Raw genomic sequence first — 23722 nt, forward strand, 5'->3', positions numbered from 1 at the left:
TCAACTGGCGACGGGCGGTGGTCATAACCAACCTCGACTGAGCTTTGATGGGTATTTCAAAGCCTAGTCAAGGCTGGGCGAAACATCAAAAAGATATGGCTGTCCTGTATTTTTGTTGTCCTGCCATTCGGGAAAACATCAAAAAGTTTGACTATCCTGTCTTTATTGGCTGTCTTTATTTAATTACTTATTATAGATCTCATCAAACCTACACAGAATCAAATCAACAGCTTTGTTACCACTATTTAATACCTTTCTGTAATTATTGATTTCGCTCTTATCTAGCACCCTCACAAAAACATCACCTTTGTAGAGATTCCCACCAATATTATGCGTTATATATTCATCTAGATTATTGACATTAGAAAAACCAACTAAACGCCAATTCCCATTAAAAACATTGTCGATGCTAGCATATATTGTAACTATCTTACCCACAGGCAAGTCGATTTCGAGAGCTCTATTGTTCTCAACATTAGAATCATCATAAGATGTTGAAAGTACTATAAATCCGATACAATTATTGATAACGTTAGATATCCAAACCACCTGACACAACGCTAGTTTTCCATTTCCATAAGGAACAGCCATTAAACTGCCAATTCTTAAATTATCCATCATCCACCTAACTTGTTCAATGTTTCTTCAAAAATCAACTTTGCATGATTTCCACCTCCCCCTGCAACATCATAGACCCCAGCATTTGGACTCCCTGGTAGCGAGCGTGGTCTCATGAAAATGGAGCACAATTAGGAACGATCATTTAGCAAAAGCAAATGCGAATAATAAAAACTATGAACTTAAGTCATATAGATCTTTTGCTTCTTCATCCATATCTAAGCTGCCGAGTGCTCCAAGATCTAAACTGTAAATTTTGTTATCGTTATCTTTTAAATAAACAAAGTATCCAAGATCACCATCTTGACCTATTAAAAAGTAATCAGATTCTATCTTTTGTATATTGTATGTTTCATTCCTTTCAGAGACATCTTTATAATTGAAAATATAAACAAAATCACCATCCCACCTTTCAATTTCATAAAAATCTTTGTCCATCACCTCTTCAGACAAAAATTCTTTATACTTACCTGGCAATTTAATACCGTGTTTTTTTTCTATAAGCTTTATCTCATTCAAAATACTATTTTTATCCATTACCATTAATCCTTTTCACAAAATTATAGCACGTCAAATATCAAAGAACGGATTACCATTGTTACTCCCGAATTCAGATAATGTAGGCGGAAACAATTTCGACAAATAGTTCATGAAATCAATTTCCCATTTGCTATAGGTAATAAATTCAGGATTAAATGTGCTACACTCTGTGTTACATAAACCTCGTCAGGTTTCTATAAGAATCAGTGTGTTAGAGAATTGGCTCAACAAGTGCCACATCCACCAATTCAAAGTAACAAGGTGTCTTTGGACACCTTTTTTTATTGCATAAAAAATCAACAGCTTGCGTACCAATTGACTGACTTTGAAATCTAAAGCGATTTTCCCTGTTATTAAACCTGATTCAGTCACGCTGGCTGGTGTCGAGCAGACAGGTATTGTTGGTTGGTACTTTAACCTTTTTAAGCCCGATACGGGCGAAATAGATGGCGGTTTTGCCCTCATGGCCTGAGTAGTACACCAGCTTGAGTTCATCGCCGTCCAGCTCGATACCTGCGTAGCTGGTATCGCCGCCGGATGGCAGGGTTAAGAGCTCGGTGACCTTGGCTGTGGCGCTATCGATTTCCACCAGCGAGGTGCGCACCTTATTGTCATAGAGGCGCACCACGGCCAACAGGCGGTCGTTATAGAAAAAGGCCACCGGACCACCGATACGGCAACTGAGCTGCTGCCATTGCCAGGTTTTAAAAGGTGCCTTGGCCTTACCGAGCAGCCCGGTTTCTTGTGCGTCCCACACTGGATCGCGCCTTAGCAGGCAAAGCGCTTCTGTATCTGAAGAGGTTTGATTAGAGCGACTCTGCTCGCCGCCCCGAAACAGCAGTGATGATTCGTTGACATAACCGTCATTTTGCAAGGGGGCCACCCAGGGCGTAAATTGCAGCGTGCCGGATTGTGATGCTTGCAAGCGCTCACTGCGATAGAGCCTGACATCACCATCGGCGCCGGGGCGATAACCCACGCCATAGAGGCCATCTTCAGCCTCGGTCACCCGCCAGAGCCAGTATCCGGTATCGGCGACTTTTTCGGGGGCCGACCAGTTGATGCCATCCAGCGAGTGCCACATCAAAGACTGCAGCGGCGCCTTGCCATGTTTGGAGGCTGCGCCAAAAAGCCATAAACGGCCGGCATGGGCGAGCAGTTTGCCGTCACGCAGATCGCCAAGCTCACTTTGAATAAGCGCCTCGGCCTGCCAGCTTTGGCCATCGTCGCTGGATTTAAGCACTCTCAGCGCACCATCATCAGACACATGGGCTTGGCCCTCCCGAAAGACGCAGTAGAGCGCCCCCTGCCAGCGGCATAGATCGCAAAAGGCGTTGTGTTCGCCTTGGTCCCAAATTTTTGTGTGTGAGATCAGCTGCATGCCTTGGCTCCCTGAGTTGCTGTTCCTTTATCTTATACCATGACTGAACTGCGCCAAGGTAAGTGAACTTTTTACGGTAAAAAGTGATGGCAAAAAACTTTGGTAAAAAGCTATGGCAAAAACTATGGCAAAAAAGCAGCGAGAAACAGTGGCAAAAAGCTAAGAAAACGAGCAACAAAAAAGGCCGCCGCGGCGACCTTTCATTGCATTGGAATCACATCTTTAGATGGGATTAGATAAGCTATCGACAAGCTTTAACACACTGCCGAAAGCCTTGGCAGTATCAGCTGCGCTGCCGGGTTGGTTTGGGCTTGCCCGCCGCCGTCTTGTGTTTACGCACGGCGCGGCGCACCTTGGCACTGCGTACCTTGTTACGGGCCACGCTGTGTTTGTCGGCACCCAGCATGGAGCGGGTTTCCGGATCCATGCCCGCCAGTTGGCGCAGGTAGTTGACCTGCTCCAGCGGCAGTTCGACCCAGCCGCCACGAGGCAGGCTCTTGGGCAGTTCTATCATGCCGTAACGCACCCGAATAAGGCGGCTCACCTGCACTTCCTGGGATTCCCACAGACGACGCACTTCACGGTTGCGCCCTTCGCGCAGGGTAACGTGCCACCATTGGTTGATGCCTTCGCCACCGGCGGCCTTGATGTGGTCAAACTGGGCCGGGCCATCTTCCAGCATAACGCCGCTGCGCAAACGCTGCAGCGCCGCTTCCGGCACTTCACCGAAGGTACGCACGGCGTACTCACGCTCCACTTCATTGGAGGGGTGCATCAGGCGGTTGGCCAGTTCACCGTCTGAGGTGAACAGCAACAAACCCGAGGTGTTGATATCCAAACGTCCCACTGCAACCCAGCGGCTGTCTCGGGTGCGGGGCAGACGATCGAATACTGTGGGCCGGCCTTCGGGATCTTTGCGCGAGCAGATCTCCCCTTCCGGCTTGTGGTAGGCCAGTACCCGGCAGATCACATCATCGGCAGATTTCAGCGATACCGCACGGCCATCGATACGTACCTTGGCGTCGGCTTCGATGCGATCACCCAGTTTGGCGATTTCTCCGTCAATACTCACGCGACCTGCAGCAATCCATGCCTCCATCTCACGACGGGAGCCATGGCCTGCACGGGCCAAGACTTTCTGCAATTTTTCGCTCATTCAAGTTGACTCTTCTAAGGGTTCCGGCGGTGTTTTCATCCCCGAAAATACCGCCTCTAATGATTCGGCGTCAGACAGAGGCGGCAGATCCGCTATGCTGTCCAGACCGAAGTAAGCCAGAAACTCTGTAGTGGTGGCGTATAACGAAGGCCTTCCCGGCACCTCTTTGTGCCCCACAACGCGGATCCAGCGTCTGTCTGTTAAATTCTTGATAATCTGGCTGCCGACAGCCACCCCTCTGACCAGCTCAATTTCGCCGCGGGTCACAGGCTGACGGTAGGCGATAACCGCCAGGGTTTCCAATGTTGCCCTGGAGTACTTGGGCGCCTGCTCCTGCCACAGAGGTTGCAGCAAGGGGCTGAGGCTGTCGCGGGTCTGAAACCGATAACCGCCGGCGACCTTGACCAGTTGTACTCCGCGCTCCTGATAATCCAGGGTCAATTCATCCACCGCGGCGCGAATACGCTCGCGGGAGACACTGAAATCGGCCAGCACGGTTTCTCTCAGCGCCTTCAAGGTCATGGGCTTGGCCAGCACAAACAGGCTGGCTTCGATCAGTTGTTTCAGCTGAAGGTCGTTAATCTTCGCCAAGTCGGCTCCCGTCAGTACGCCTTGAGATAAATTCGCGATAAAGGTTCGGCCTGGATCAGTTCCACCAGTAGTTCCTTTACCAATTCCATCAATGCCAGAAAGCTGACCACCACTCCGGCGCGCCCCTCTTCCACCTTGAACAGGGCTTCAAAAGGGGTGTAATGCTCACTGGAGAGCATGGCCAGAATTTGGCTCATCCGCTCCCGGGTAGAGAGCTGCTCGCGCTGCACCTGGTGAGAAGTGACGGCTTCCACCCGCTTGAGTACCTCGCCAAAGGCACGGGCCAGTTCGGCCAAAGACACATCCGGCGGCACCAGCAAGGGCTTGATATCCGGCGCCTTGCCCGCCTTGGCCTGGAATACGTCCCGCTCGAGCCGGGGCAGTTCATCCAGCCGCACCGCCGCCTCTTTGATGGCTTCATAAGCCTTGAGTTGGCGGATCAGTACGGCTCTGGGGTCTTCCTCTTCCTCGGCTTCCAGCTCCGGCCTTGGCAACAACAAGCGCGACTTGATTTCCGCCAATGTTGCCGCCATCACCAGATAGTCGGCCGCCAGCTCTACCCTAGCGCCCTGCAGCAGCTCGATATATTCAAGATACTGGGCGGTGATCCTGTGGATGGGCAGATCTACCACATCCATTTTTTGCTTGCGGATCAGGTACAGTAGCAAGTCGAGCGGCCCTTCAAACGCCTCAAGAAACACCTCAAGCGCCTCGGGAGGAATAAAGAGATCGGCAGGCAGCTCTCTAAGCGCCTCACCCCGCACTACGGCAAGCGGCAGACTTTGTTGAACGCCTTCACTCAAGCCGTTTTCTCTCCTCTGGCAGCATCCTTAAGGCGGCATAGGCCGACCAAACGCGCGATTATACCTTTATTGAGCGGTTAAAGAAATGGGCTGATATCGCCACTGCCTTCACGGACTATGACCATTTCGCCTTCAGACATGTCTATCACTGTGGTGGGCTTTTCGCCCAGGTAACCGCCGTGAAGAATGGCATCTACCTGATGTTCGAGAATATCGCGGATATGCTCGGGATCCGACTCGGTAAAGTCGTTGCCGGGCAGAATAAGACTGGTGGACATCAAGGGTTCACCCAGAGCTTCCAGCAGCGCCAGGGCGATAACATTGTTCGGCACCCGAATGCCTATGGTGCGTTTCTTTTCGTTCTGTAGCCTTCTTGGCACCTCTTTGGTGGCCTTGAAGATGAAGGTGTAACAACCCGGTGTGTTGTTCTTCAGAATGCGAAACGCCTGGTTATCGACTCTGGCATAGGTCGACAGCTCAGATAAGTCGCGACACATCAGCGAAAAGTTATGATCATTGTCTATCTGGCGAATTCTGGCGATACGGCTCATGGCGTCTTTATCGCCAATCATACAACCCAGCGCATAGCCGGAATCTGTGGGGTAAACTATGACCCCGCCGCTTTTCAGAATGCTCACCGCCTGGCTTATCAGACGGGTTTGAGGATTCACCTCATGTACGTAGAAAAATTGACTCATTTAGTTATTGTCCATTGCTTGCATTGCCAGACCCAGTTCAATCCCTGGGGCCGATACAGATTCTTGCCCAGTTCCAGCCAGCGGCCGGGAAAGTGGAAATCGGATCCCACCGAGGCGTAGAGGCCGTTAAGAGTGGCCAGCGCCCCTAAATTATTTCTGTCGTCTGTGGTTTGCTGCCCGAGCACCACCTCCATGGCATCACCACCTGCGGCCTTGAATTCGCGCACCAGGCGTTTGAGCCACTTGGCCGACAGTTGATAGCCACTGGGGTGGGCCAACACGGCCACTCCACCTGCGTTGTGGATCACCTCTATGGCCGTCGCCATCTCACCCCAGTTGTTGGGCACATAGCCTGTTTTGCCACGGCCGAGAAACTTCTTGAACACGCTGGCGCTATCCGGCGCGTGCCCCTGCTCGGCCAGGAAACGGGCGTAATGGCCACGGCTCAGCGCCGCATCACCGGCGAGCGCCCTGGCGCCTTCGTAAGCCCCTGGAATACCGGCCTTTTCAAGCCTTGCGCCTATCTCGCGAGCCCGCTCTTCCCTGAGCTCACGTTGACGCTCGAGAAAGACAAGCAGGTTTTCGTCGTGGCGGTCGATATCCAGCGCCACGATATGAATATCATAGGCGTGCCAACGGGTAGAGATCTCAACCCCGTCTACCAGGGTCAAAGGCGCGCTCTGCCCGGCATTGAAGGCATGGGCCTCATCCAGCCCGGCGACTGTGTCATGATCGGTAATCGCCAGCAGCTCAACCCCCTTTTCCAGGGCGCGTTCGAGCAGCAAAGACGGTGTCAGTTGGCCATCTGAGGCTGTGGTATGGCTGTGAAGATCGGCCAAAGTATTTTCAGTTATCATAGCGCTATTGTACTTGGTTTTGTTGGCAAAATGCGATTTATCTCCGCTGGGCGACGGCAAATTGGCAGAAATTTGCATAAATTAAAAATATTCAATTGACATTGGCGGGCAGCTGGGTTTTTCTATAGGTCAAACGTCGAGAGGACAAATTTTCAATGACACACTTCAACGCTTCACTCAACATCATCTGGTGGTGGCACTTCCCTTAACGCGGGTAGTGTGAAGCGCTGTGCACGATTGAAAATAACGCAGCCAAATTCAACAAAGAGCCCGCAAGAGATTGCGGGCTTTTTTGTGCTTAACGGTCAGGAAAACCCCGCAGCCAGGCTAAACAGCGGAACAACAGGAAGGACAGATGAACAGAATCGAGCCAATCGCCAGAGTACACCGCCAGACGCGGTCACTGCCCTATTACGACGATCCCCTGAAACTGTATCAGCAACTGACGCGGGACAAGCCTCACAGCATGTTGCTGGAGTCGGCCGAAATCGACAGCAAGGATCACCTGAAAAGCATTATCCTCAGCCACGCGGCGCTGGCCATTCGCTGTGACGGGTCGACCTTGAGCTTCGAGGCTTTGACAGACAACGGCGCCGGACTGCTGCCCGCGATTCACGACTTCTTTAACTCGCGCGGTGAGGTCAGCCTGGAGCAGCAGAGCCTCAAGGTCGTGCTGCGCCCCATCACTGCCGAGCTGGATGAAGATGCCAGACTCAAGGCAGGCTCGCCGCTCGATGGCCTGAGATTACTGCAGCAGGGTCTGGTTGATGAAAACGAGAGCCAGTTTGAAACCGGTTTTCTGGGCGGCGTTTTGGGGTACGACCTTATCGCCAACACAGAGCCGCTGCCAAGCGTAAGCCAGGGCGCCAACCACTGCCCCGACTATCTGTTTTATCTGGCTGAAACCCTGATAACGGTAGATCACCAAAAGGGCTGCGCCGAAGCCGTGGTGATGGAGTTTAATGGTAACAGCGAGGTGCAAGCCGAGCTTGGCGCCAGACTGGATGCCATAGAAACCAACTGCCAGCTGCTGGAAGATGTTGCCCCTTTAAGCGGCGTACATGCCGAGGCCAGCGTCAATATCAGTGACGCCGATTTTTGCCGCCAGGTGAGCCGCCTCAAGGAGCATATCTGCGCCGGTGATATCTTTCAGGTTGTGCCATCACGCAGTTTCAGCCTGCCCTGCCCCAATACTCTGGGCGCCTATAGGGCACTGAGACTGACCAACCCCAGCCCCTATATGTTTTACCTGCGCAGCGCCGACTTCACCCTGTTTGGCGCCTCTCCGGAAAGCGCCCTCAAGTATGAAGCCAAGGGCAATCAGGTTGAGGTTTACCCCATCGCCGGTACCCGCAAACGCGGCAAGACCCCGGATGGCGAGATAGATTTCGATCTCGACAGCCGAATAGAGCTGGAACTGAGACTCGATAAGAAAGAGTTGTCGGAGCACATCATGTTGGTGGACTTGGCCCGCAACGATATCGCCCGCATCAGCCAGAGCGGCAGTCGTAAAGTAGCCGAGCTGCTGAAGGTAGACAGATACTCCCATGTGATGCATCTGGTCAGCCGGGTAACCGGGCAGCTTAGGGAAGATCTCGACGCCCTGCACGCCTATCAGGCCTGCATGAACATGGGCACCCTGGTGGGCGCCCCCAAGGTGCGCGCCGCCCAACTCATTCGTGAAACCGAGCAGCAGCGCCGCGGCAGCTATGGCGGCGCCGTAGGTTATCTCAACGCCCTTGGTGATATGGACACCTGCATAGTGATCCGCTCCGCCTTCGTCAGCGAAGGCATGGCGCACATCCAGGCCGGGGCCGGAGTGGTCTATGATTCAGATCCCCAGGCCGAGGCCGACGAAACCGCGCAAAAGGCGCAGGCAGTGATCAGTGCAATCAAGATGGGAGGTGGCCTGTGAAACTCTATCTATTGGATAACTTCGACTCCTTCACCTACAACCTGGTGGATCAGTTCCGCAGCCTGGGCTTTGAAGTGCTGGTGTATCGCAATAATGTCAGTGCTCAGTCGCTCGCCGAGCGGATGCTGGCGGAGCCGGGGCAGGCGGCGCTTATTCTGTCTCCCGGCCCGGGCGCCCCCGGAGAAGCCGGTTGCATGATGGAACTTATTGCGCTGCTGGCCGGCAAACTGCCGATTCTCGGTATCTGCCTTGGTCACCAGGCCCTGGTTGAACATTACGGCGGCAAGGTTGAGCGTGCCCCCCAAGTGGTACACGGTAAGGCCAGCCCGGTAGAGCACAACTGCGACGGCCTGTTTGCCAACCTGCCATCCCCCTTGCCTGTGGCCCGCTATCATTCGCTGGTGGCAACCAAGGTGCCCGACTGCCTGGAGGTGATTGCCACCACCGAAGGCATGCCTATGGCCATCAGCCATCGCTGTGATGCCGCCGTCGGCTTCCAGTTCCACCCCGAATCGATTCTCACCACCCTTGGCAGCACCTTGCTGGTGCAAACACTGCAATACCTGACCATGAGCCGCGAGGAAACCTGCCATGACTGAACTGCAACCTCTGTTCGACCGCCTGTACCGGGGCGAGTCCTTAAGCCGCAGCCAAGCCGCCAGCCTGTTTGCCGAGCTTATCGACGGCAAGCTCAGTGAAAGCCAGATGGCGGCCATGCTGATCGCGCTCAAGCTCAAGGGCGAAACCATAGACGAGATCAGCGGCGCCGCCGATGCCCTGCTGGCCGCCGCCAAGCCGTTTCCGCACCAATGCCAAAGGGTAGTAGATATTGTCGGCACCGGCGGTGACGGCCACAACACCATCAATATCTCTACCACGGCCGCCTTTGTTGCCGCCGCAGCCGGGGTCAATGTTGCCAAACATGGCAACCGCGGAGTGTCCAGTAAGTCGGGTTCTTCCGATCTGCTGGCACAGTTCGGCATAGACTTGACCATGTCGCCCGAGTGCGCCGCCAAACACCTTGCAAACAACGGCCTGTGTTTTCTGTTTGCGCCCCATTATCACGGTGGAGTGCGGCATGCGGTACCTGTGCGCCAGGCGCTCAAGACCCGCACCCTGTTCAATGTACTCGGCCCGCTGATTAATCCGGCTCGCCCCGACTATATGCTGCTTGGGGTCTACAGCCCGAGCTTGGTTCGCCCCATCGCCGAGGTGTTGCGGGCCCTTGGCGTCAAAGGCGCCATGGTCGTTCACGGCAGCGGCCTGGATGAAGTGGCGCTGCACGGCGAAACCCAGGTGGCCGAACTCAAGGGTGCAGAGATAGTGGAATATCGCCTCACCCCGGCAGACTTTGGCGTGCCACAGGCGACGCTGGCCGAGCTGGAAGGCGGCACCCCGGCAGAAAACGCCCTTATTACCCAAGCGCTGTTCGCCGGTAAAGGCAGCGCCGCCCAGCGTCACGCCGTGGCTATCAATGCCGCCTGCGTGCTCTATCTCGCCGGCAAGGCTGACAATCTCAAACAGGCCACCCAACTGGCCCTGGCCACCCTGGATGATGGCCGCGCCTGCGCCAAACTCAACGCCCTGGCGGACAAGGCCCACCAAACCCAGACTGAAAACAATGACGCCAACTCACCACAACCCAGCAAGGCAGGAGCTATATCATGAGTAACGTGCTTGAGCGTATCGTCGCCACCAAGCAGCAGCATATTGAAGCCCTAAAGCTGCGTTTTCCCGAAGATAGCCTGACGCCCAAGACGTCGGATCGCAGCCTGTATCAGGCACTCAGTGCAAAAGGCGCCGGCTTTATTCTGGAATGCAAGAAGGCCAGCCCCTCCAAGGGGCTTATCCGCAAAGACTTCGATCCGGTTGCCATTGCCGATGTTTACAGCCGCTACGCCTCCGCGGTGTCGGTACTGACAGACGAAGCCTTCTTTCAGGGGGACTTTCGCTATTTGCCCAAGGTGCGGGCCAGAATCAAACAGCCGGTATTGTGCAAAGACTTTTTTGTTTCGCCTTATCAGGTTAAGTTGGCGGCCCATCAGGGCGCCGATGCCATCTTGCTGATGCTATCGGTACTCAGCGATGAGCAGTATCGATTGCTGGCGAGCGAAGCCGAGCAATATGCCCTCGACACCCTCACGGAAGTTTCCAACGAGGAAGAGCTCAAGCGTGCGCTGGCTCTGGGCGCGCCGATTATTGGCATCAACAACCGCAACCTCAGGGATCTGAGTACAGATCTGGCAATGACAGAATACTTAGCCCCCAAGATCCCCGAGGGGACACTGATCATCAGCGAATCCGGGATCTACAGCCGTGAGGATGTACGCCGACTCAGCCCGCTGGTCGACGGCTTTTTGGTAGGCAGCTCGCTGATGGCCGAGGCCGATTTGGATCTGGCCTGTCGCCGCCTTATCTATGGCAACAATAAGGTGTGTGGCCTGACCCGAGAGCAGGATCTGCTGGATGCGGCAAAATCCGGTGCCGTCTATGGCGGCCTCATCTTCGCCGCCAAGTCCCCCCGTTGTGTCAGCCGCGCCCACGCCGCCGAGCTGTGCCGTTATAACGCCGAGCAGCCGCGTAAACTGGCAATGGTAGGGGTTTTTGTCAATGAATCACCGGCTAAGATGGCCGAGCTGGCCAATGAACTGAAACTGAGCGCGCTGCAGCTTCATGGCAGTGAATCAAGTGAAGATATTGCCAAGCTCAAGCTGCTGCTTGAGCAAAACGGGCATCAGGCCGAGATCTGGAAGGCAGTCCCGGTCAATGTCGACGGCGGCGAGCTGCCAACCTTGCCGGAAGGCGCCGACCGCTATCTCTATGACAGTAAAAGCGGCGACAGCTTTGGTGGTACCGGCAAACATTTCGATTGGCAGCAAGGGCTTGCCCAGCGTGAGCGTGCCATGCTTGCCGGTGGCCTGAGTCCGGACAACGCCGCCTTGGCTGCCACCCAGGGCTTTTTCGGGCTGGACTTTAACTCAGGGGTGGAAAGCGCCCCCGGCATCAAAGACAGAGCGGCACTGCAGGTGGTGTTTAAGCAGCTCAAAGCCTGACAAGAACAACAGTATTCGCCTGTCAGACAGGCGCAACAAGTATCCTAAGGAAAGCAGTATGAGCGAGTTAAAACTCAACCCCTATTTCGGGGAATACGGCGGCATGTATGTGCCGCAGATTTTGATGCCGGCGCTGAAACAGTTGGAAAGCGCCTTTGTCGAAGCCCAGAATGATCCCGCCTTTCAGGCCGAGTTCACCGAGCTTTTGAAAAACTATGCCGGGCGCCCCACCGCCTTGACCCTGACCCGTAACCTGTCACCCAATGACAAGGTGAAAATCTACCTCAAGCGGGAAGATCTGCTGCATGGCGGCGCCCACAAGACCAACCAGGTGCTGGGGCAGGCGCTGCTGGCCAAGCGCATGGGTAAAAAAGAGATCATCGCCGAAACCGGCGCCGGTCAACACGGGGTGGCCACCGCCCTGGCCTGCGCCCTGCTGGGCCTTAAGTGTAAAATTTACATGGGCGCCAAAGATGTGGAGCGCCAAAGCCCTAATGTGTTCCGCATGCGTTTGATGGGCGCCGAGGTCATTCCTGTCACCTCAGGCTCTGCCACTCTCAAAGATGCCTGCAACGAGGCGATGCGCGACTGGTCCGGCAGCTATGACAAGGCGCACTACCTGCTGGGTACCGCCGCCGGGCCTCACCCCTTCCCCACCATAGTCAGGGAGTTCCAGCGCATGATAGGCGCCGAAACCAAGGCGCAGATCCTTGAGCGTGAAGGCCGACTGCCGGACGCCGTCATTGCCTGTGTCGGCGGCGGCTCCAACGCCATAGGTATGTTTGCCGACTTCATAGATGAAGCCTCGGTGCGCCTCATAGGCGTTGAGCCGGCCGGAAAAGGCATAGATACGCCGATGCACGGCGCGCCGCTGCGGCACGGCAAGACTGGCATATTTTTTGGCATGAAGGCGCCATTGATGCAGGACAGCAACGGCCAGATAGAAGAATCTTACTCCATCTCTGCCGGGTTGGATTTCCCCTCTGTCGGCCCGCAACACGCCCACCTCAACGCCACCGGACGCGCAACCTATGAGTCGGCCACCGATGAGGAGGCGCTGGAAGCCTTTCAGTTACTGGCCCGTAGCGAAGGGATTATTCCGGCGCTGGAGTCGGCCCACGCGCTGGCCTATGCCATCAGGCTGGCCAAAGAGTGCCGCGAAGAAACCATACTGGTGGTTAACCTCTCCGGCCGCGGCGATAAAGACATATTTACCGTTTCCGATATCCTGGCAGAGCGCCAGGCTGCATCTGCGCAGTCAGATAAATCACAGGAGTCACAGGCATGAGTACACGTTATCAAACCACTTTTGCCCGGCTGCAGGCCGAAGGCCGCGGCGCCTTTGTTCCCTTTGTGACACTGGGCGATCCCGGCCCTGAGCTGTCGTTGCAGATTATCGACACCCTGATTGCCCATGGTGCCGACGCCCTTGAGCTGGGCTTCCCCTTTTCCGATCCGTTGGCCGATGGCCCAGTGATCCAGGGCGCCAACTTAAGGGCGCTGGCGGCGGGCACTACTCCAGCCAAGTGCTTCGAGCTTATCGCCGAGGTACGTAGCCGTTATCCCGAGTTGCCCATCGGCCTGCTGTTGTACGCCAATCTGGTATACGCCAACGGCATCGACAACTTCTATCGCCGCGCCGCCGAGGCCGGGGTGGATTCAGTGCTGATAGCCGATGTGCCGGTTGAGGAAGCCGCACCTTTTATAGAAGCCGCCAAGGCCCATGCCATAGCGCCTATCTTTATTGCGCCACCCAATGCCGATGATGATACCCTCAAGGCGGTGAGTGAAGCCGCTGAAGGCTACACCTATCTGCTGTCCCGCGCCGGGGTAACAGGCGCCGACAATAAGGCAGGTATGCCGGTGGATGAGGTACTGGCCAAGCTCAAAGCCTTCGATGCGCCGCCTCCACTGTTGGGGTTCGGTATCGCCGAGCCGGTTCAGGTCAGCGCCGCAATTGCCGCCGGCGCCGCCGGTGCCATCTCGGGCTCTGCTGTGGTCAGGATCATTGAACAACACCAAAATGCGCCCGATATGCTATTGAGCACTTTGGCCGACTTTACCCGTACCATGAAGGACGCCAGCTAATCTCAGCCCTCTTTAATCCTCCAGCCAGGGTATTCCCTGGCTTTTTTATGTCATGCACAACCCAATACGCTCATTTACACTTGATTTTCAACCAGGCAACGGGATATCTTCAAATACCATCTTTTGTAAGATAAACAAAATAAAAGAGTCATTTTTTTAACACTTTAAAGTACTTGGTCTCACACTGTTTCTTAAAGTTATAGGCTAAGCACTCTATTAATGCTCCCAAACTTAGGGAATGTGCGGGGCCAAAGTATCAATATAAAATGTGAACATTAACCCACAAAAAAATATTTACATTAAATAAACTTACGTTGCAAAATGTAACCCATAATTAAGGAACCCAAAAATGAAACGCAGTTTATTTACTGCCAGCGCACTCGCTTTAGCTCTCAGTGGATGCGCAACCCAATCTCCACAAGTTGAGTCCCAGGAAAGCCCTCACTCTCAACAAGCTCAAATTGAAGCACAAAAAGCAGCCATGGAGGCATCGGTTACCAATCCTATCCTAAAACGTAAATTAGCTCTTGGCAGAATTACTAATGAAACCATCTACGGCAAAAGCCTTTTGCGAGATGACAAAGGCGATGTACTTGGTAAGCAAGTGACCGACATGTTGTCAAAAGCTCTGACAGAGTCAGGCCAATATCTCGTGTTTGAACGTCCAGATATTGAGCGCCTTAAAGATGAGGCAAAGCTTACTGGACAAGAGTTAAACCTAGTAGGTGTTGATACTTTAATAATCGGCTCTCTCACTGAATTTGGCCGTAAAACAGAAGGGAAAAGTGGATTTCTTTCTTCCACTAAAAAACAAGTCGCCTTTGCTAAAGTTGACTTACGCTTAGTCGATAGCAAAACTGGGCTGGTTTACCATTCTCTATCAGGAGCAGGGGAAAGTAGTTCTGAGGCCGCTTCTGTTGCAGGCTTTGGTTCTAAAGCTGCCTACGATGGAACACTCAATGATGCTGCGATTTCTAACGCGATATCAGATGCTATCAGCAAATTGACCGCCGAAATGCAAACCCGTCCTTGGCAAACCGACATTCTAGCTGTTGAAGACGGGATGATTTACATCAGTGGCGGTAAGTCACAAGGTATAAAACAAGGAATGAGTTTTAATATCGAAACTCAGGGAAAAGTCGTAAAGTCCAAACAAACTGGTTTCGATATTACATTACCTGGCAAGAAAGTCGCTACTGTTTCAGTAATACAGCTTTTTGGCGACAATGAAACAAACGAAGGCGCAATAACCACTATTTCCAGCGGTTCAATTGATGGTCTTAAATACACAGAACTTAATGTGGTGGAGGCGAAATAATGAAGTTGAAATTAGCCCTGATACTGAGTGTTTTATCCCTCAATGTAGGTTGTGTACAAATGCCAACCACTAGCAGTTCAACTGTAGACAATCGTCCTCAAATTATATTTAAAGTAAACGATAATTCTGGTGTAGAAGGAATGCGTGTAATAGTTGACGGACTAGACAATGGACCTGTCGCGCCATTCACTAATGGTACTCAAGCTTTGCGTATTCTTCCTGGTACTCACATTATTGAGATCCTGAATGGTGATACTGTTATTTCATCGCAGAAAATCTATGTATCCGATGGTGTGACAAAAGAGGTCCTGATCAAATGAGCCGTCTCAAACTTGGCCTATGTGTATTGGTAGTGTTTGGCTTAGCTGGCTGTAAATCGACAACGTTATATAACTGGGGAGTTTATGATGAAGGCCTGTACGAATACTATCACGATCCCGTCGCAGCTAAGGAGTTCCCTATAGCACTTGAAGATCACCTGAAACAAATTGAAGATAATAAACAACGACCAGCACCTGGGTTATATGCTGAAGTCGGAACTTTCAAGCTAAAATCAGGCGATATAACCGGAGCAATATCGTTTTATGAAAAAGAAGCGAATACATGGCCGGAGAGCGCAGCCTTAATGAAGACTCTAGTGCAAAACCTTCAACGTCAAAACGGTAATAAGCAATGAAATTTATCAAATTAACTTTTTCAGTTGCGTTAGTTGCCTTACTTTCCGCATGTCAAACAACGACAGCTCCACGTCAAACTGGTTTTGAAGAACACAAGCCAAGCTCAATTCTGATACTCCCAGTCATAAACCACAGCGTTGATGTCGATGCGCCGCTTGCTGTGTATAGCTCTTTACCTGTAATGCTTGCAGAGAAAGGTTACTATGTCTATCCATCGAATACAGTGAAGACAATCCTTGAATATGAAGGTCTTTACGAGCCTCAAGAGATACATCAGCTACCCGTGACCTCTTTGGTACAAATGTTTGGTGCAGATGTGGTTCTGTATGTCACGATAGAGCGGTGGGATACCACATATATGCTTATTTCAAGTACGACAGAAGTAGAGTTTACATACGCATTCAAAAACAAAACCGGGGATACGATTTGGCAAACCTCAAAAAAAATGCAATATACCCCCCAAAATAGTTCTACCGGTAACCCGTTGGCCGATCTCATAGGGGCTGTCATCACAGCAACAATTAACCGCGCGGCTCCCGATTATATGCCTCTTACCCGGATGGCTAACTACCAGGTTTTCTATAGCGATCAATCGACCTACTTACCTAATGGTCCATACAAACCCAAAGAGATTAAGTAGCTCAAAAAATCTGTTAAGCTTTGTGCTTGCTCGAGCCAGGGTCCTCCCTGGCTTTTTTAGGCGTCACAAACGACAAAAGCCTAAGCTGGTTTCAATCCGGGGCGTTTTTTTAAACATACAAACTTTGTCGAGAATTCTGCACCGCCGCCGGGCCAACTTTAAACAAACATCTGAATTTTATTAGATTTTTACGCGTTACTGCCCAAAAAATGGATTTACGACATTGGTTGAGCGAATATCTCAGAACAAGGTACTCACTGATAAAAAGGCCATCTTTGCAGATGGCCCTTTATGCAATATTTACAGCTAAAAAGCTTACTTATAAAAGGCTTCTACTGTGCCTTTGATGGTCATCAACAAGGGCTGGCCGCGGCGGTCGAGTGCTTTGTGAGAGGCGACTTTAATCCAGCCTTCACTGATGCAGTATTCTTCCACGTCATTGCGCTCTTTGCCATTGATGCGAATGCCCACATCGAACTCAAATACTTCGGCCACATGGTGTGGACTGCGTGGGTTGATAGAAAGGCGATCCGGCAGAGTGGGTGGTACTTTGGTATCGGTCATAATCTTCATCTTGGGTAAATAAAACTCGCGATATTGTAGGCAATCCCCCAACCCACCTCAATAGTGGCGAATGGCTTTATCCACACGGATTATGCCCTTTTTATCAATCCAATCAGCCAATTTGGTTGTTTGGCCATGGGCTAAACTTTATCTGACTCGATTGCACGCCCGTTGATATGTTAATCAATAGAGCCTCATTCCAAAAGATTAACTGCGTATGCGATGAGCCAGCAACTGAAGTTGCGTGTTCGACCAAATACCTCATCCCCAAACCCGATAGAAATAGCGCTTGGGAAAGCCCCAAGAAAAATCGGCGCAAAGCCAAAGCCTGCACCGATATCATGGAGTGGGTTATCCCCTCTCTTACTTGTTTACATCAGCCGTCAACGATTACTGCAAATCGAACCTATCCAGCTCCATCACCTTGGTCCAGGCTTTGGCAAAGTCCTCAACAAAGCGGGTCTTGCCATCGTCTGCGGCATACACTTCAGCGACGGCTCTGAGTTCTGAATGGGAACCAAACACCAAGTCGACCGGCGTAGCCGTCCATTTGAGTTTGCCGGACTGACGATCAAGGCCCTGATAGAGACCAGGCTCCTTATCCTTTTCCCAACGAGTGGACATATCCAGCAGGTTTACAAAGAAGTCGTTGCTGAGCTTGCCTGGACTTTGGGTGAACACCCCATGCTTGCTGCCGCCGCTGTTGGCATCCAGCACTCTGAGACCGCCGACCAATACCGTCATTTCAGGAACCGTCAGGTTAAGGAAGTTCGCCTTTTCAATCAGTGCTTCGGCCGGTGATGCCGGGCTTTGATCACTGAAATAGTTTCTGAAGCCATCGGCCTTGGGCTCGAGCACGGCAAAGGAGTTCACATCAGTTTGGGCCTGAGTCGCGTCCATCCGCCCGGGATGGAAGGCAATATTGACTTTAACACCGGCATCGGCCGCGGCTTTTTCTATGGCCGCACTGCCGCCCAAGACAATGAGATCGGCCAGCGACACCTTTTTACCGACCTTGGCTTTCTTGTTGAAATCCTTTTGGATTTTCTCAAGCTTACCAATGACTTTCGCCAATACCTTGGGATCATTTGCCGCCCAATCGCTCTGAGGCTTCAGGGCGATTCTGGCACCATTGGCGCCGCCACGCATATCTGTGCCACGGAAAGATGACGCCGAAGCCCAAGCTATTTTTACCAGCTCAGGCACGCTGAGGCCTGAATCCAAAATAGCCGCTTTCAACTGTTTGGTATCGGCCGCGTCGATCAATTGATGATCGACGGCTGGGATCGGGTCTTGCCAGATCAAATCTTCTAAAGGCGCATCTTTACCCAGGTAGCGGCTCTTCGGCCCCATATCTCTGTGGGTCAACTTGAACCAAGCCTTGGCGAAGGCCAGCTCAAACTCGGCCGGATTATTGAGGAAACGGGTCGTTATCTCGCGGTAAATCGGGTCTTCCTTCAGCGCGATATCACTGGTGAACATGATAGGAGCATGGCGCTTGTCAGGGATATGGGCGTCAGGTACCAAATTGGCGGCCTTGCCATCGGCAGGGATCCATTGAATGTGGCCGGCCGGACTCTTGGTTTGTACCCAATCGAAGGTGTAAAGCCAGGTTAAGTATTCCATGGTCCACTTGGTGGGGTTGGAAGACCAGGCACCTTCCAGGCCGCTGGAAACCGTATCTTCCGAATGACCTTTACCACAGCGGTTTTTCCAGCCAAGGCCCTGCTCCTCTATTCCGGCGGCAGCGGGTTCTGCGCCGACACACTTGGCTGGGTCATGGGCACCATGAGCCTTACCGAAGGTGTGACCACCGGCGATCAGCGCCACGGTTTCTTCATCATTCATGGCCATACGGCCAAAGGTATCGCGTATTTCCTGGGCGGATGCCAAGGGATCGGGTACGCCATTGGGACCTTCAGGGTTCACATAGATGAGCCCCATCTGGGTGGCTCCCAAGGGTTTGGCCAACTCACCCTTTTCATTATGGCGTTTATTGTCGAGCCACTGTTTTTCGGCGCCCCAGTTAACCTTTTCGGCTTCCCAGTCATCAGTGCGGCCACCGGCAAACCCGAAGGTTTTAAAACCCATGGACTCCAGGGATACGTTACCGGCCAGTACCATGAGGTCAGCCCAAGAGATCTGGCTGCCATACTTTTGTTTAATTGGCCAAAGTAGGCGGCGTGCCTTGTCGAGACTGACGTTATCAGGCCAACTGTTGAGAGGTTCAAAACGTTGCTGACCACCACTGGCACCGCCGCGACCGTCAAAGATGCGATAAACACCGGCACTGTGCCAGGCCATACGGATAAAGAAAGGGCCATAGTGACCATAGTCGGCGGGCCACCAGTCCTGGGAAGTGGTTAACGTAGTTTTGATATCGGCTTTGACGGCGTCCAAATCCAAAGAGCCAAAGGCCTTGGCATAATCATAATCGGCGCCGTAGGGATTGGATTCAGCGCCGTGCTGGCGCAGTGGCGATAGATCCAGTTGCTGCGGCCACCAGTAGGCGTTGGTTGTTGCGGCCTGAGGCTGAACAGCCGATTGCGACTGCGCCGCTTGGGTAGCGGCTGCGCCAAAAACCATGGCAACAGACAGCGCCACCGCGGTCAGAGATGGGATACTTGATTTCATGTTGGAAGTCCTCTTCCTTGGTGAAGGGCGTGGGATAAGCCACTTTCCCGATTCAAGTGCCGCGAATGCTGGCGCCTTTGGTTAGCGCGCCTTAACAAACGGGCACAGTTAAACAGCGACGAATATGGCCTGTCGCTGTTCATTCCAAGGTAGTGAGGAAACCTATTCTCGACTAACGATTAAATCAGATTGTCGTAATCTAAAAAAAAGCAAACACTAATTTAGGGCGTGGCATTCTGTCGTTGTCCAACTATTCTCTGACGGCTCCCTAACCCGTTGAAATTGCCGCCATTTCTGCCATCTAAAAAACACAAACCTGCTACTAAACCATTCTGCTTAACCACTCTCTAAGTCAAAGATTGGAAGTCAGTAGTTGCATGAGTTTTCAAGCCCAGTGTTGAGCGTTAAAAGACTTGGCCTGTCTGTCTTTGGTTGAGAGTAATGGCTCACCCAGTGCGGTATTCAGCGGCCAGTCTATCGCTAAGTCAGCATCGTTCCAGACAATGGCACCTTCATCGCCGGGCTGATAATAATCACTGCACTTGTATATCACCTCGGCCGGTCCCTTGGTCACGTAAAAACCATGGGCAAAACCCGGTGGGATCCACAGCTGACAGCGGTTCTGTGCCGATAAATGCAAACCGTGCCACTGCCCAAAGGTGGGAGATTGGGGACGAATATCGACGGCGACATCGTAGATCTCACCGCTGATAACCCGAATTAGCTTACCTTGGGGATATTGGCGCTGAAAATGAAGTCCCCTAAGCACTCCCACGCCAGAACAGCTGTGATTCTCCTGCACCAGAGCAACTGGAGCTTGGCCGCTATCCATCAAGGCTTTTTCAAAGACAGAGGCTCGAAAGCACTCCATAAAATAGCCCCGATTATCATTGAAGATCTCGGGCGTAAACAATATCAGGCCGGATAAAGGGAGAGATTGAGCTTTCATCAAGAGACACAAAAAACGGTAATTGGAGGGATTGTAGCAGGAGTCGCAGTCATAGGACGATAGCCTTTCGATTGCATCGCGTAAACAAGCCGGTTACGTGACTGAATAGGCTCTGAACCATAACCCAGATGGTGTGACAAAAGCCTTACACCCGGCAAATCAGCTGTGCTAGCCTGAAGGCCAACTTAGGTAACTTAAGGGAATAAACCATGAACAAGTCCACTATTTTTGCGCTGCTGATGACAAGTGGTATGGCGCTGGGTCTGGCTGCTTGCCAAGATCAGGACAGCCAATCTCCAGGGACAAACGGCCCAGCAGAAACCGCTACGGCCCCGGCTGAACAAACAGCCCAAATACCTATGGGTGATACCAGTCAAAACTCGCTGGACTGGGACGGAAGCTATAAAGGACTGCTTCCCTGTGCAGATTGCTCAGGAATAGAAACTACGCTAACGCTCAAAGAAGATAACAGCTATCGCCTGCAGCAAGTGTATCAAGGTAAGGACGAGAGCATATTCAGCGAAACCGGCAAGTTCACCTGGGATGCCAGCGGCAGCAAAATCACCCTGGAGGATGGCAGTAAATATCTGGTAGGGGAAAATCAGCTGCTTATGCTGGACAGAGAAGGCAACCGCATCACCGGCAGCCTGGCTGATAACTACAGGTTAAATAAAGAGAACTAAATACGCCGCATGAACACTGCAAAATGATGAGATAAATCCATAGCGCGTTTCAGATCTGCAGCGCGCTATGGCTCTTTTATTAATAAAAGGCTTTATACCAATCGGCAAAGGCTTTGACCCCTTCACGGATCCCAACTCTAGGCTTATAAGCCACGGCACTATATAGATCTTCGGTATCAGCCCAAGTGGCCTGGACATCACCATCTTGCATAGGCAGCATAATTTTTTCGGCTTTTTGCCCGAGCGCAGCTTCAAGCTCACTGATAAAATCCAATAAGCGAACCGGGCTGCCATTACCTATGTTATAAACACGATATGGCGCACTGCTGGTTGCCGGGGTCCCCTGTTCTACCGTCCAATCACTCTGCCGCGTAGGCACTTTATCTGCCACTCTGATGATGCCTTCGACGATATCATCGATAAAGGTAAAATCGCGGCTCATATTCCCCTGATTGAACACCTTGATAGGCCTGCCAGAGGTAATGGCATCGGCGAACAGCATAGGCGCCATATCCGGGCGTCCCCATGGGCCATAGACAGTGAAAAACCTCAGTCCTGTTGCGGGCAAGCCATAAAGGTGCGCATAGCTATGTGCCATCATCTCATTAGCTTTCTTGGTCGCCGCGTAAAAAGACACCGGATGGTCGACCGAATCAGTCGTCGCGAACGGCATCTTCTTGTTGAGACCATAAACCGAGCTGGAAGAGGCATATACCAGATGTTCTATGCCATGATGACGGCAGCCTTCCAATATAGTAAGCATACCGATAATATTGCTGTCCGCATAAGCATAAGGGTTTTCAATTGAATAGCGAACACCGGCCTGAGCCCCCAAATGGATGACCCGCTTAAAACCACCTTTGGCAAAGAGTTCAGCCATGGCCTCCCTGTCGGCCAAATCAAGCTTTTGAAATTGGAAATGGTTAAAATCAGCCAGCTTTTGCAATCTGGCCTGTTTTAAACTGATATCGTAGTAATCATTGAGATTATCGATACCCACAACTTCGAATCCCGCTTCACACAAACGTTCGCAGACACGGGCACCGATGAAACCGGCTGCGCCGGTAACCAAATATTTCATACCACTGTTCTCATTTAACTTTCAGCATAGGAAGCCGCTTTCAATCGTTACCAAAGAGATCCCGGGTATAAACTTTATCCGCAACATCTTTTAGTTCATCAACCATACGGTTCGAAATAATGACATCTGAAACTTTTTTAAATTCATTAACATCGCGTATCACCCTAGAGCGGAAAAACTCATCACTTTCCAGCACAGGTTCATACACCACCACTTCAATCCCTTTGGCCTTAATTCGTTTCATCACGCCTTGCACTGCTGAAGCGCGGAAATTATCAGATCCGGACTTCATAATCAGTCGGTATACGCCAACCACTTTAGGTCTTTTGGCAATAACGGAATCGGCAATAAAGTCCTTACGCGTTCGGTTGGCATCAACGATTGCGGCTATCAGGTTGTTGGGAACCTGGTTATAGTTAGCCAGTAGTTGTTTGGTATCTTTGGGTAAACAGTAGCCACCGTAACCAAATGAAGGATTGTTATAATGAGCGCCAATTCGGGGATCCAAACACACCCCCTCTATTATCTGCCTTGTATCCAGCCCATTGGTTTCCGCATAAGAGTCAAGTTCGTTGAAATATGCGACTCGCATAGCTAAATATGTATTGGCAAAGAGCTTAATGGCTTCAGCCTCCGTACTGCCGGTAAAGAGTACGGGAATATCTGGCTTTAACGCTGCGTCAACAAGCAATTGAGCAAATCGTTCGGCTCTCTCTGAGCGTTCACCAACAATGATTCGAGAAGGATAAAGGTTATCGTACAAAGCCTTACCTTCTCGCAAGAACTCAGGTGAGAATATGATATTGGCCGTACCATGCCTGTTTCGCAATGCTCTGGTAAAACCAACAGGCACAGTAGATTTGATGATGATACAAGCGGCAGAATTAACCGCTATCACATCTTTTGCCACGGCTTCTACCGTGCTGGTGTCGAAGTAATTGGTCTTGGGATCGTAATCCGTTGGCGTAGCAATAATCACATAATCTGCGCCCCGATAGACCTCTTTGTCCGTTGTGGCAGTTAACTGCAACTTATTGCTCACCAAGTATTGCTCAATAAGCTCATCGGCTATGGGCGAGCGACCGGCATTGACCATTGCCACTCTTTCTGATGAGATGTCCAACGCCCACACCTGATTATGTTGTGCCAGCAAAACTGAGTTTGACAGGCCAACATAACCTGTTCCAACAACCACTATCTTCATTTTTTCCCCCAACTGCTTACGCTGTACGCTAACTTAACACAGTGGTGAAACCAGAGATATACACAACGAGTCTAGCCCCTAAGGGGATTAGACTGGTGGCTGCTATGCTAATTATTGACAAACACCGTCCACTTACGCCATGGCACAGCCGGGATAACCGAACCATAGCGCAGCAATGAGCAAGGACTTTGCATAAAGAGAAGAAAAATCTCCCTATTACAGGGTTGAAGCTGAAAGCACGGAACTGATACTTGTCGTCAGTCTATAAAACC

General features: G+C 51.8%; 24 protein-coding genes. 11 read left to right on the plus strand and 13 right to left on the minus strand.

The annotated features are described in order from the left end of the window. Positions 1-183 precede the first annotated feature (183 nt). From ACMHXE_RS02840 to rnm, 8 genes are all read right to left on the minus strand, one after another. The gene (locus tag ACMHXE_RS02840) at positions 184-621 is read right to left on the minus strand and encodes a hypothetical protein (protein ID WP_101057469.1); all 438 of its coding nucleotides are present in this window, start codon (positions 619-621) and stop codon (positions 184-186) included. A gap of 171 nt (positions 622-792) precedes the next feature. Then, entirely contained in the window at positions 793-1155 is a 363-nt protein-coding gene (locus tag ACMHXE_RS02845; RefSeq protein WP_413731318.1) for an SMI1/KNR4 family protein, read from the minus strand. 367 nt (positions 1156-1522) lie between these two features. Beyond that, entirely contained in the window at positions 1523-2539 is a 1017-nt protein-coding gene (locus tag ACMHXE_RS02850) for a sialidase family protein (protein ID WP_413731320.1), read from the minus strand. 283 nt (positions 2540-2822) lie between these two features. Further along, the gene (gene rluB / locus ACMHXE_RS02855) at positions 2823-3695 is read right to left on the minus strand and encodes a 23S rRNA pseudouridine(2605) synthase RluB (RefSeq protein WP_025010665.1); all 873 of its coding nucleotides are present in this window, start codon (positions 3693-3695) and stop codon (positions 2823-2825) included. After that, the gene (scpB, locus tag ACMHXE_RS02860; RefSeq protein ID WP_025010666.1) at positions 3696-4286 is read right to left on the minus strand and encodes an SMC-Scp complex subunit ScpB; all 591 of its coding nucleotides are present in this window, start codon (positions 4284-4286) and stop codon (positions 3696-3698) included. Positions 4287-4297: 11 nt separating this feature from the next. Continuing rightward, entirely contained in the window at positions 4298-5089 is a 792-nt protein-coding gene (locus ACMHXE_RS02865) for a segregation and condensation protein A (RefSeq protein WP_413731322.1), read from the minus strand. Between the two features lie 77 nt (positions 5090-5166). Then, positions 5167-5787, minus strand: coding sequence for an L-threonylcarbamoyladenylate synthase (locus ACMHXE_RS02870; RefSeq protein ID WP_025010668.1), 621 nt, complete (start codon positions 5785-5787; stop codon positions 5167-5169). Further along, positions 5784-6644 (minus strand): RNase RNM, encoded by an 861-nt coding sequence (rnm, locus tag ACMHXE_RS02875; protein ID WP_028780247.1) that lies wholly within the window; start codon positions 6642-6644, stop codon positions 5784-5786. The genes ACMHXE_RS02870 and rnm overlap by 4 nt, the downstream gene beginning before the upstream one ends. 355 nt (positions 6645-6999) lie before the next feature. Between rnm and ACMHXE_RS02880 the strand changes: the two genes are divergently transcribed. The 10 genes from ACMHXE_RS02880 to ACMHXE_RS02925 all read left to right on the plus strand — a co-directional run bounded on the left by ACMHXE_RS02880 (position 7000) and on the right by ACMHXE_RS02925 (position 16335). Further along, complete coding sequence (locus ACMHXE_RS02880; protein WP_413731324.1) at positions 7000-8559, plus strand: anthranilate synthase component 1; 1560 nt, start codon at positions 7000-7002, stop codon at positions 8557-8559. Further along, entirely contained in the window at positions 8556-9158 is a 603-nt protein-coding gene (locus ACMHXE_RS02885; RefSeq protein ID WP_208128200.1) for an aminodeoxychorismate/anthranilate synthase component II, read from the plus strand. Before ACMHXE_RS02880 ends, ACMHXE_RS02885 begins: the two co-directional genes overlap by 4 nt. Next, positions 9151-10227, plus strand: a complete 1077-nt coding sequence (gene trpD, locus ACMHXE_RS02890) for an anthranilate phosphoribosyltransferase (protein WP_413731326.1) — start codon at positions 9151-9153, stop codon at positions 10225-10227. Before ACMHXE_RS02885 ends, trpD begins: the two co-directional genes overlap by 8 nt. Next, positions 10224-11612, plus strand: coding sequence for a bifunctional indole-3-glycerol-phosphate synthase TrpC/phosphoribosylanthranilate isomerase TrpF (gene trpCF / locus ACMHXE_RS02895; protein ID WP_101057478.1), 1389 nt, complete (start codon positions 10224-10226; stop codon positions 11610-11612). The genes trpD and trpCF overlap by 4 nt, the downstream gene beginning before the upstream one ends. A 58-nt stretch (positions 11613-11670) precedes the next feature. Next, the gene (gene trpB, locus ACMHXE_RS02900; protein WP_071238359.1) at positions 11671-12900 is read left to right on the plus strand and encodes a tryptophan synthase subunit beta; all 1230 of its coding nucleotides are present in this window, start codon (positions 11671-11673) and stop codon (positions 12898-12900) included. Continuing rightward, complete coding sequence (gene trpA, locus ACMHXE_RS02905) at positions 12897-13700, plus strand: tryptophan synthase subunit alpha (RefSeq protein WP_248952089.1); 804 nt, start codon at positions 12897-12899, stop codon at positions 13698-13700. The genes trpB and trpA overlap by 4 nt, the downstream gene beginning before the upstream one ends. A 349-nt stretch (positions 13701-14049) precedes the next feature. Then, positions 14050-15018, plus strand: a complete 969-nt coding sequence (locus ACMHXE_RS02910; RefSeq protein WP_101057480.1) for a CsgG/HfaB family protein — start codon at positions 14050-14052, stop codon at positions 15016-15018. Then, positions 15018-15338: a hypothetical protein gene (locus ACMHXE_RS02915; protein ID WP_413731329.1), complete on the plus strand. Its 321-nt coding sequence runs from the start codon at positions 15018-15020 to the stop codon at positions 15336-15338. Before ACMHXE_RS02910 ends, ACMHXE_RS02915 begins: the two co-directional genes overlap by 1 nt. Then, positions 15335-15694, plus strand: coding sequence for a DUF4810 domain-containing protein (locus tag ACMHXE_RS02920; protein WP_101057484.1), 360 nt, complete (start codon positions 15335-15337; stop codon positions 15692-15694). The genes ACMHXE_RS02915 and ACMHXE_RS02920 overlap by 4 nt, the downstream gene beginning before the upstream one ends. Next, positions 15691-16335, plus strand: coding sequence for a DUF799 domain-containing protein (locus ACMHXE_RS02925; RefSeq protein ID WP_101057487.1), 645 nt, complete (start codon positions 15691-15693; stop codon positions 16333-16335). The genes ACMHXE_RS02920 and ACMHXE_RS02925 overlap by 4 nt, the downstream gene beginning before the upstream one ends. A 315-nt stretch (positions 16336-16650) precedes the next feature. Here the strand turns inward: ACMHXE_RS02925 and ACMHXE_RS02930 are convergent, their stop codons facing one another. The 3 genes from ACMHXE_RS02930 to rfbC form a co-directional block, all read right to left on the minus strand. Beyond that, on the minus strand, positions 16651-16899 hold the full coding sequence (locus ACMHXE_RS02930) for a DUF3297 family protein (protein ID WP_101057490.1): 249 nt from the start codon (positions 16897-16899) through the stop codon (positions 16651-16653). Positions 16900-17289: 390 nt separating this feature from the next. After that, positions 17290-19533 carry a catalase/peroxidase HPI gene (katG, locus tag ACMHXE_RS02935; protein WP_226565707.1) on the minus strand — a complete coding sequence of 748 codons (2244 nt, stop codon included), beginning with the start codon at positions 19531-19533 and terminating at the stop codon, positions 17290-17292. Between the two features lie 385 nt (positions 19534-19918). Further along, positions 19919-20482, minus strand: a complete 564-nt coding sequence (gene rfbC / locus ACMHXE_RS02940) for a dTDP-4-dehydrorhamnose 3,5-epimerase (protein WP_413731332.1) — start codon at positions 20480-20482, stop codon at positions 19919-19921. 209 nt (positions 20483-20691) lie between these two features. Here rfbC and ACMHXE_RS02945 point away from each other — a divergent pair, with 209 nt between their 5' ends. Further along, complete coding sequence (locus ACMHXE_RS02945) at positions 20692-21165, plus strand: copper resistance protein NlpE (RefSeq protein WP_413731334.1); 474 nt, start codon at positions 20692-20694, stop codon at positions 21163-21165. Positions 21166-21244: 79 nt separating this feature from the next. Here ACMHXE_RS02945 and ACMHXE_RS02950 read toward each other — a convergent pair whose 3' ends face one another. Together ACMHXE_RS02950 and ACMHXE_RS02955 are read right to left on the minus strand one after the other, a co-directional pair. Beyond that, positions 21245-22246: an NAD-dependent epimerase gene (locus ACMHXE_RS02950; protein WP_224866753.1), complete on the minus strand. Its 1002-nt coding sequence runs from the start codon at positions 22244-22246 to the stop codon at positions 21245-21247. A gap of 40 nt (positions 22247-22286) precedes the next feature. Then, the gene (locus ACMHXE_RS02955; RefSeq protein ID WP_412522711.1) at positions 22287-23450 is read right to left on the minus strand and encodes a nucleotide sugar dehydrogenase; all 1164 of its coding nucleotides are present in this window, start codon (positions 23448-23450) and stop codon (positions 22287-22289) included. Between the last annotated feature and the right edge of the window lie 272 nt (positions 23451-23722).

Source organism: Shewanella sp. BJSY2023SW007, from assembly GCF_047314525.1.
Classification (GTDB): Bacteria; Pseudomonadota; Gammaproteobacteria; order Enterobacterales; family Shewanellaceae; genus Shewanella; species Shewanella chilikensis.